This is a genomic window from uncultured Cellulomonas sp. (assembly GCF_963527515.1).
Taxonomy (GTDB): Bacteria; Actinomycetota; Actinomycetes; order Actinomycetales; family Cellulomonadaceae; genus Cellulomonas.
On record NZ_CAURTV010000120.1, the window covers coordinates 1 to 9,347 of the forward strand.

5 protein-coding genes are annotated in these 9,347 nt (G+C 72.1%); all 5 read right to left on the reverse strand.

The features are described 5' to 3' along the window. Positions 1 to 26 precede the first annotated feature (26 nt). The 5 genes from RYN42_RS17950 to lgt all read right to left on the reverse strand — a co-directional run bounded on the left by RYN42_RS17950 (position 27) and on the right by lgt (position 9,246). Positions 27 to 548 (reverse strand): BTAD domain-containing putative transcriptional regulator, encoded by a 522-nt coding sequence (locus RYN42_RS17950; RefSeq protein ID WP_315098251.1) that lies wholly within the window; start codon positions 546 to 548, stop codon positions 27 to 29. A 110-nt stretch (positions 549 to 658) separates the two neighbouring features. After that, positions 659 to 2,095, reverse strand: coding sequence for a pyruvate kinase (pyk, locus tag RYN42_RS17955; RefSeq protein WP_315098254.1), 1,437 nt, complete (start codon positions 2,093 to 2,095; stop codon positions 659 to 661). Between the two features lie 94 nt (positions 2,096 to 2,189). Then, positions 2,190 to 3,656 (reverse strand): glutamate synthase subunit beta, encoded by a 1,467-nt coding sequence (locus tag RYN42_RS17960; protein WP_315098256.1) that lies wholly within the window; start codon positions 3,654 to 3,656, stop codon positions 2,190 to 2,192. Further along, complete coding sequence (gene gltB, locus RYN42_RS17965) at positions 3,649 to 8,214, reverse strand: glutamate synthase large subunit (protein ID WP_315098258.1); 4,566 nt, start codon at positions 8,212 to 8,214, stop codon at positions 3,649 to 3,651. Before gltB ends, RYN42_RS17960 begins: the two co-directional genes overlap by 8 nt. A gap of 150 nt (positions 8,215 to 8,364) precedes the next feature. Continuing rightward, positions 8,365 to 9,246, reverse strand: coding sequence for a prolipoprotein diacylglyceryl transferase (lgt, locus tag RYN42_RS17970; protein WP_315098261.1), 882 nt, complete (start codon positions 9,244 to 9,246; stop codon positions 8,365 to 8,367). Between the last annotated feature and the right edge of the window lie 101 nt (positions 9,247 to 9,347).

Genomic DNA, 9,347 nt, shown 5'->3' on the forward strand with positions numbered 1-9,347 from the left:
CGGTAGGGCTCGTCCGCGACCAGCCCCTAGAGCGTGGCGATCGCGTCGTCCGACCGCCCGCACGCGGCGAGCGCCGCCGCCAGCCGCTCCCGGGCGACGCTGCGCCGCTCCTCGAGGCGGAGCGCCTCGCCCCGGACCTCCACCAGGTCGGCGGACCGGCCGAACGCCGGACCGCGCCACAGGGCGAGCGCCTCCTCGAGCAGCCGCACCGCGTAGGCGGGGGACGCCGGACCGGCGGCGTCGACCAGGGCGTCGAACCGGGCCGAGTCGACCCCGTCGTCGTCGAGCTCCAGCCGGTAGCCGCCGTCGACCGCGCGCAGCGGGACGCCCTGCGCGCGGCGCAGCCGCGAGGCGTGCGTGTGCAGCGTGTGCGCGGCGGTCCGGGGCGGGTCCTCGCCCCACATCGCGTCGACCAGCACGTCCGCAGGGACGACCCGTCCTCGGCGGGCGACGAGCACCGCGAGCAGGGCGCGCTGCTGAGCGCCGAGCACGTCCACCGTCCGCCCGTCGGCACGCAGCTGCAGCGGCCCGAGCACCGCGACCTCCATGGGCCGATGCTAGGGGTGCGCGGGTCGATCGCCCCCGGTCTCACCCGGAACGCCGACCGGCCCCGGCGCGTGAGCGCCGAGGCCGGTGGGAACGTGCAGGGAGTGACGCGTCAGGCGATGCGACCGCTCGCGTTCTCCTCGTCGCCGATCTTGTGCACGACGATCGAGTTGGTCGAGCCGACGACGCCCACCGGAGCACCCGCGACGACGACGACGTAGTCGCCGATCTCCGCCAGACCGTTGGCCCGCAGGGTCGAGTCCACCTGGCTGACCATCGCGTCGGTGTTCTCGACCGACGGCACCTGGTACGTCTGCAGGCCCCAGCTGAGCGACAGGACGTTGCGCACGTCCTCCGCCGGGGTGAAGGCGAGCAGCGGGATGTTCGAGCGCAGCCGCGACATGCGGCGTGCGGAGTCACCGGACTGCGTGAACGTGACCAGGTACTTGACGTCCAGCACCTCGCCGATCTCGGCGGCGGCCCGGGTGATGACGCCACCGCGGGTGTGCGGCGTGGAACCGAGGGGCGCCATGCGCTCCCGGCCCATCTCCTCCGTCGCCTCGATGATCCGCGCCATGGTGCGCACGGTCTCGATCGGGTAGTCGCCCACGCTCGTCTCGCCGGAGAGCATGACCGCGTCGGCGCCGTCGAGCACGGCGTTGGCGCAGTCGGAGGTCTCCGCGCGGGTCGGGCGGGGGTTGGTCGTCATGGACTCGAGCACCTGCGTCGCCACGATGACCGGCTTCGCGTTGCGACGGGCCAGCTCGACGGCGCGCTTCTGGACCAGCGGCACCTGCTCGAGCGGCAGCTCCACCCCGAGGTCACCGCGGGCGACCATGATGCCGTCGAACGCGGCGATGATCTCGGCCAGGTTCTCGACGGCCTGCGGCTTCTCGATCTTGGCGATGACCGGGAGGACCCGGTTCTCCTCCTCCATGATCCGGCGCACGTCGTCGTAGTCGGCGGCGGACCGCACGAACGACAGGGCGATGATGTCGGCGCCGACGTTGAGGGCCCAGCGCAGGTCCTCCTCGTCCTTGTCGCTCATGGCGGGGACCGACACGGCCACGCCCGGCAGGTTGAGGCCCTTGTTGTTGGAGACCGGACCGGCGACCTCGACGCGGGTGACCACGCGGGGTCCCTCGACGGCGGTCACGCGGACCAGGACCTTGCCGTCGTCGATGAGGATCGGGTCGCCCACGCGGGCGTCGTTCGGCAGCCCCTTGTGCGTGGTGGAGACGAGCTCCTTGGTGCCCTCGACGTCCTCGGTCGTGATGGTGAACGTGTCACCCACCGCGAGGTCGTGCTTCTCGGCGACGAACCGGCCGAGCCGGATCTTGGGGCCCTGGAGGTCGACCAGGACGGCGACGGAACGACCGGAGGCCAGGGCGGCCGCGCGGACGTTGTCGTACACCTTCTTGTGGACCTCCGTGGAGCCGTGGCTGCGGTTCAGCCGCGCCACGTCCATCCCGGCATCGACGAGGGCCTGGATCTGCTCCGCGGACTCCGTGGCCGGACCGATGGTGCAGACGATCTTTGCTCTACGCATGAGGCGAGCCTATGCCTTCCGTTGTTTCAGGGTCGGTCCGAAAGTCCCGTCAGGCCATCGTGGCCGGACGGTAGAAGACCTCGGTCCGTGGGGTTCAGGGGCGCAGCGCCACGGTGCTGGCGGTGACCGGGGCGGGCAGCTCCGTGCTGCCCGACAGGAACGTGTCGACGGCCGCGGCGGCGGCCCTGCCCTCCGCGATCGCCCACACGACCAGGGACTGCCCGCGGCCGGCGTCGCCGGCGACGAACACGCCCGGCACCGTCGTCGCGTAGTCGTCGGTGCGCTGCACGAGGCCGCGGGACGTGAGCTCGATGCCGATCTGCGCGGTGAGCGGGTCGACCTCCGGGCCGGTGAAGCCCATCGCGACGAGCACCAGGTCCGCCGGGATCTGCCGCTCGGTGCCGGGCGTCGGCACGCGCCGCCCGTCGGGGAGGTACTCCGTCGTGGCCAGCGTCAGCGAGCGCACCGTGCCGGACTCGTCGCCCACGAACTCGACCGTCGAGGCCAGGTAGTCGCGCTCCCCGCCCTCGGCGTGCGAGGAGGACACCTCGAACAGGATCGGGTCGGTCGGCCAGGGCTGGTGCGCGGGGCGCTCCAGCGGGGGCCGCTTGCCGATCGCGAGGGTCGTCACGGACGCCGCGCCCTGCCGCAGCGCGGTGCCGAGGCAGTCCGAGCCGGTGTCGCCGCCACCGATGATGATCACGTGCTTGCCGGTCGCGGTGATCTGGTCGGCCACCGGCTTGCCGGCCGCGACGGCGTTGGCCTGGTGCAGGAAGTCCATGGCCACGTGCACGCCGTGCAGCTCCTTGCCGGGCACCCGCAGCTCGCGCGGCACGGTGGCACCGGTGGCGACGACGATCGCGTCGTACCGGGCCTGCAGCTGCGGCCAGGTGACGTCGCGGCCGACCTCGACGCCGGGGCGGAACCGCGTGCCCTCGGCCTCCATCTGCGCCAGCCGGCGGTCGATGTGGATCTTCTCGAGCTTGAAGTCCGGCACGCCGTAGCGCAGGAGCCCGCCGATGGCGTCGTCGCGCTCGTAGACCGCCACGGTGTGCCCGGCGCGCGTCAGCTGCTGCGCGGCGGCCAGCCCGGCGGGGCCGGAGCCGACGACCGCGACCGTGTGGCCCGTGAGCCGCTGCGGCACCTGCGGCGTCACGTAGCCCCGCTCGAACGCCTCGTCGATGATCGAGACCTCGATGTTCTTGATCGTCACCGCGGGCTGGTTGATCCCCAGGACGCAGCTCGACTCGCAGGGTGCCGGGCAGATCCGCCCGGTGAACTCCGGGAAGTTGTTGGTCGCGTGCAGGCGGTCGATCGCGTCGGACCACTGGCCGCGCCACACCAGGTCGTTCCACTCCGGGATGAGGTTCCCGAGCGGGCAGCCGTTGTGGCAGAACGGGATGCCGCAGTCCATGCAGCGACCGGCCTGCTCCTTGAGGTAGGGCTGGCCCTCCTGCAGGTGCTCGTGCACGTCCTTCCAGTCGCGCAGACGCACCTCGACGGGGCGATTGGGCGGGAGCTCACGGTCCCGCACCTTCAGGAAGCCACGGGGGTCAGCCACGGGCCACCTCCAGGATCTGGTCCCACACGCCGGGCGCGGTCGGGTCGAGGCCCTCGGCCTCGGCCCGGGCCAGCGCACGGCGGACGCGGGAGTACTCGGCGGGCAGCAGCCGCGTGAAGCGCGACCGCGTCGACGGGAGGTCCTCGAGGAGCTGGGCGGCCACCGGCGAGCCCGTCTCGTCGAGGTACGCCCGCAGGAGGGTCTCGACCAGGGCGGCGTCCTCGTCGTCCAGCGGGTCGAGCAGCAGCTCGCGGGTCCGCAGCGCGTCGGTGTTCACCAGCGCCGGATCGAGGTCGAGCACGTACGCGGTGCCGCCGGACATCCCGGCGCCGAAGTTGCGCCCGGTGCGCCCGAGCACCAGGACGGTACCGCCGGTCATGTACTCGCAGCCGTGGTCGCCGACGCCCTCGACCACCAGCGTCGCGCCGGAGTTGCGGACGCCGAAGCGCTCGCCCACCAGCCCGCGCAGGAAGATCTGCCCGGTCGTCGCGCCGTAGCCGATCACGTTGCCGGCCACCACGTTGTGCTGGCTGGACAGGGCGGCGTTGCGGTCCGGGCGGACCACGATGCGGCCGCCGGACAGCCCCTTGCCGACGTAGTCGTTGGCGTCGCCGAACAGCCGCAGCGTGATGCCGCGCGGCAGGAAGGCACCGAACGACTGACCGGCCGAACCCGTGAGCGTGACGTCGATCGTGTCGTCGGGCAGCCCCGCGCCGCCGAACCGCCTGGTCACCTCGTGCCCGAGCATCGTGCCGACGGTGCGGTTGACGTTGCGCACCGGCAGGTCGATGCGGACGGGCTCGCTGCGCTCGAGCGCGTCGGACGCCAGCGCGATCAGCCGGTTGTCCAGCGCGCGGTCGAGGCCGTGGTCCTGGTCCTTGGTGTGGTGCAGCTGCGAGCCGCCGACAGGGGTCGGGACCGCGAGGACCGGCGCCAGGTCCAGCCCTTCGGCCTTCCAGTGGTCGATCGCCGCACGGGTGTCCAGCAGCTCGACGTGCCCGACGGCCTCCAGGAGCGTGCGGAAGCCCAGCTGCGCCAGCAGCGCCCGGACCTCCTCGGCGATGAACTCCATGAACGTCACGACGAACTCGGGCTTTCCCGTGAACCGGGCGCGCAGCTCGGGGTTCTGCGTGGCGACGCCCACCGGGCAGGTGTCGAGGTGGCAGACCCGCATCATGATGCAGCCCGACACCACGAGCGGCGCGGTAGCGAAGCCGAACTCCTCGGCACCCAGCAGCGCACCGATCACGACGTCGCGGCCGGTCTTGAGCTGGCCGTCCACCTGCACCACCACGCGGTCGCGCAGGTTGTTGAGCACGAGGGTCTGCTGCGTCTCCGCCAGGCCGATCTCCCAGGGGGTGCCGGCGTGCTTGAGGGACGTCAGCGGGCTCGCCCCGGTGCCACCGTCGTGACCCGAGATCAGCACGACGTCCGAGTGCGCCTTGGCGACACCCGCCGCGATGGTCCCCACCCCGAACTCGCTGACCAGCTTGGTGTGGATGCGGGCGCGCGGGTTCGCGTTCTTGGCGTCGTGGATCAGCTGCGCCAGGTCCTCGATCGAGTAGATGTCGTGGTGCGGCGGCGGCGAGATCAGCCCGACGCCCGGCGTCGAGTGCCGGGTCCGCCCGATCCAGGGGTACACCTTGTTGCCGGGCAGCTGGCCGCCCTCGCCGGGCTTGGCACCCTGCGCGAGCTTGATCTGGATGTCGTCCGCGTTGGTCAGGTACTCGCTGGTCACGCCGAACCGTCCGGACGCGATCTGCTTGATCGCGGACCGGCGTGCGGGGTCGTGCAGGCGCTCCGGGTCCTCGCCGCCCTCCCCGGTGTTCGACTTGCCGCCGATGCTGTTCATCGCGATCGCGAGGGTCTCGTGCGCCTCCATGGAGATGGAACCGTAGGACATCGCACCGGTGTTGAACCGCTTGACGATCTCGCTGACCGGCTCGACCTCGTCCAGCGGCACGGGCTCGCGCACGCCGTCCTTGAAGGCCAGCAGGCCGCGCAGCGTCATCAGGCGCGACGACTGCTCGTCCACCCGGTGGGTGTACTGCTGGAACACGTCGAACTGCCGCGTCCGGGTGGAGTGCTGCAGGCGGAACACCGTCTCGGGGTCGAACAGGTGGTCCTCGCCGTCGCGGCGCCACTGGTACTCGCCGCCGACCGCGAGGCGCAGGTGCGCCTGCCGGTTCCCGCTGGCCGGGTACGCGTCGGCGTGGCGTGCCGCGACCTCGGCCGCGATGACGTCCAGCCCGATGCCCCCCAGCCGGCTTGTGGTGCCGGTGAAGTACTTGTCCACCAGCGCCTCGGACAGGCCGATGGCCTCGAACACCTGCGCGCCACGGTAGGAGGCGATGGTCGAGATGCCCATCTTGGACATGACCTTGAGCACGCCCTTGCCGAGCGCCTTGATGAGGTGGGCGACCGCCTTGGCCGGGTCCACGCCCGGCAGGTAGCCGTTGCGCGCCAGGTCCTCGACCGACTCCATGGCCAGGTACGGGTTGACCGCCGCGGCGCCGTACCCGATCAGCAGCGCCACGTGGTGCACCTCGCGCACGTCGCCGGCCTCGACGACCAGCGAGATCTGCGTGCGGGTGTGCCGCCGCAGCGTGTGGTGGTGCACGGCGGAGAGCAGGAGCAGCGACGGGATGGGGGCCAGGTCCGCGTCGGAGTTGCGGTCGGACAGGACCAGGAAGCTCACCCCGGCGTCCACCGCGGCGTCGACCTCCGCGAAGATCTCCTCGAGGCGAGCCTCCAGGGCCGCTCCCCCGCCGCTGACCTTGTACAGACCGCGCACGATCGTGGACCGGAAGCCGAGCGAGGGCTCCTTGGCGACGTGCACGATCTTGGCCAGCTGGTCGTTGTCGATCACCGGGAACGGCAGGACCAGCTTGCGGGCGTGCCCCGGTCCGTCCTCGAGCAGGTTGGGCTCGGGACCGATCGCACCACCGATCGCGGTCACCAGCTCCTCGCGGATGGCGTCCAGCGGAGGGTTGGTGACCTGGGCGAACATCTGCGTGAAGTAGTCGAAGAGCATGCGCGGCCGGGTGGACAGCACCGCGACCGGGGTGTCCGAGCCCATCGCACCCAGCGGCTCCGCACCCGCGGCCGCCATGGGGCTGAGCAGGATCTTCAGCTCCTCCTCGGTGTACCCGAAGGTGCGCTGCCGACGGCGGACCGAGGCGCCCGTGTGCGCCACGTGCTCACGCTCGGGCAGCTGCTGCAGGTAGACCGAGTTGTCGCGCACCCACTCGGCGTAGGGGCGCTTGGCGGCCAGCGACGACTTGATCTCCTGGTCGTCGATGATCCGGCCCTTGCCGGTGTCCACGAGGAACATGCGGCCGGGCTCGAGGCGGCCCTTGGCGACGATCGTCGCGGGGTCGATGTCCAGCACGCCGGCCTCGGACGCGCACACGACCAGCCCGTCCTCCGTCACCCAGTACCGGCCGGGGCGCAGGCCGTTGCGGTCCTGCAGGGAGCCGATGAGCGTGCCGTCCGTGAACGTGATCGCCGCCGGGCCGTCCCACGGCTCCATCAGCGTCGAGTGGTACTCGTAGAACGCGCGGCGGGCGGGGTCCATCTGGGCGTGGTTCTCCCACGCCTCCGGGATCATCATCATCACCGCGTGCGGCAGCGAGCGGCCGGACAGGTGCAGCAGCTCGAGCACCTCGTCGAAGCTGCCCGAGTCCGAGCCCCCGGGGGTGCAGACCGGCAGCAGCGGCGCCAGGTCGCCCAGCGCCTCGCTGGCCAGCGTGCCCTCGCGGGCGGCCATCCAGTTGCGGTTGCCCTTGACCGTGTTGATCTCGCCGTTGTGGGCGATCAGCCGGAACGGCTGCGCCAGCGGCCAGGACGGGAACGTGTTGGTGGAGAAGCGCGAGTGCACCAGCGCGATCTCGGACGCGTAGCGCGGGTCGGACAGGTCGGCGAAGAAGGGTTCCAGCTGACCGGTGGTGAGCATGCCCTTGTAGGCGAGCGTCCGCGCGGACAACGAGGCGAAGTACAGGCCGTGCTCCCGCTCGGCACGCTTGCGCAGCCGGTACGCCCGACGGTCCAGCTCGACGCCCGACAGCTCGCGCGAGGGGTCCGCGACGACGACCTGCCGGAACACCGGCATGGAGGCGCGCGCGGTCGGACCGACCAGGTCGGCGGTCACGACGACCTCGCGCCAGGCGAGCACGTCGAGCTTCTCCTCGGCCGCGATGGACTCGAGGGCGGCGACGGCTGCCCGCTGCTCGGCCTCGTCGACCGGCAGGAACGCCATGCCGATCGCGTAGTACCCCGCCGGCGGCAGCTCGGCGTCGACCACGTCGCGCAGGAACGCGTCGGGGATCTGCGTGAGGATCCCGGCGCCGTCACCGCTGTCCTCCTCGGCACCCACGGCGCCGCGGTGGTCGAGGTTGAGCAGGGCCGTGAGGCCGGCGTCCACGATGTCGCGGCCCGGCGTGCCACGCAGCGTGGCGACGAAGGCGAATCCGCATGCGTCGTGCTCGGCCGCGGGGTCGTAGAGACCCTGCGGCAGCGGCGCACTCTGTGCGCCAGGGCTCGCGGGCGACGTCGACATCAGCACCGTCCTCACGGTCCCCGACAGGGTCGGGGAATTGCACGAACATGGGGGGAACGTGGGACGCCGTCGGCCCAGGTGTGGACGATACAGCGCGGACCTTCGACCGCCCGCATCGTCGTGCGGGGCGAGGCGACCAGCCGTCCGCGGTCAGCGGGCGGGACCGGTCGCGATCTCCTCGTCGTCCTGCGCGGTCGGGGGTGCCAGCAGGAGGGTCGTGTCACGTCCTGGGTGCCGGCGCCCGACCACCACGAACGCTACCAGCGCCCCGAGGCCGACGATGATCGATGTCCAGACGTTGAGCCGCACGCCCAGGATCTGCTCGGCCGGGTCGATGCGCAGCATCTCGATCCAGAGCCGCCCGGTGGTGTAGACGACGACGTAGAGCCAGAACACCCGGCCGTAGCCGAGCCGAAGCCTGCGGTCGAGCCAGATCAGGAGCGCGGCGCCGGCCAGGTTCCAGACCATCTCGTACAGGAACGTGGGGTGGTAGAGCGTGCCGGCGGGGTCCCCGACCGGCATGTGCGCCGCGTCGATCTGCAGGCCCCAGGGCAGCGTGGTCGGCGCGCCGAACAGCTCCTGGTTGAACCAGTTGCCCAGCCGGCCGAGGGCCTGCGCCACGAGCAGCCCGGGTGCGAGCGCGTCCGCCCACGGGGCGAGCCGGACACCCTGGCGGCGGGCACCGATCCACGCACCGACTCCACCGAACGCCACGGCACCCCAGATGCCCAGACCGCCCTCCCAGATGTACAGGGCGCGGACCGGCTCGCCGCCGACTCCGAAGTAGGCGTCGGGCGAGGTGATGACGTGGTAGATCCGACCGCCGACGATGCCGAACGGCACGGCCCAGAACGCGATCTCCAGGGTGGTGTCAGGTTCGCCGCCCCGCTCGATCCAGCGGCGGCGGGTCATCCAGAGCGCGACGACGATGCCGAGCAGGATCGCGAACGCGTACGCGCGCAGCGGGAACGGGCCGAGGTGCCAGGTGCCCTGCGACGGGCTCGGGAGGGCGAGCGGCAGCAGCGCGGTCACCGCGCCGACCTCACGCCGTCGGCGAGGCCGGTGGCCACCCGCGCCAGCGCGGCGAGCCCCGCGGTCGCGTCGGGGGCGTCGATGAGCGGCCGCACCAGGGC

Excerpts from the sequence above, each read along its gene's own strand:
- RYN42_RS17950 (WP_315098251.1), bottom strand. The coding sequence starts at position 548 with ATGGAGGTCGCGGTGCTCGGGCCGCTGCAGCTGCGTGCCGACGGGCGG.
- pyk (WP_315098254.1), bottom strand. The coding sequence starts at position 2,095 with ATGCGTAGAGCAAAGATCGTCTGCACCATCGGTCCGGCCACGGAGTCC.
- gltB (WP_315098258.1), bottom strand. The coding sequence starts at position 8,214 with ATGTCGACGTCGCCCGCGAGCCCTGGCGCACAGAGTGCGCCGCTGCCG.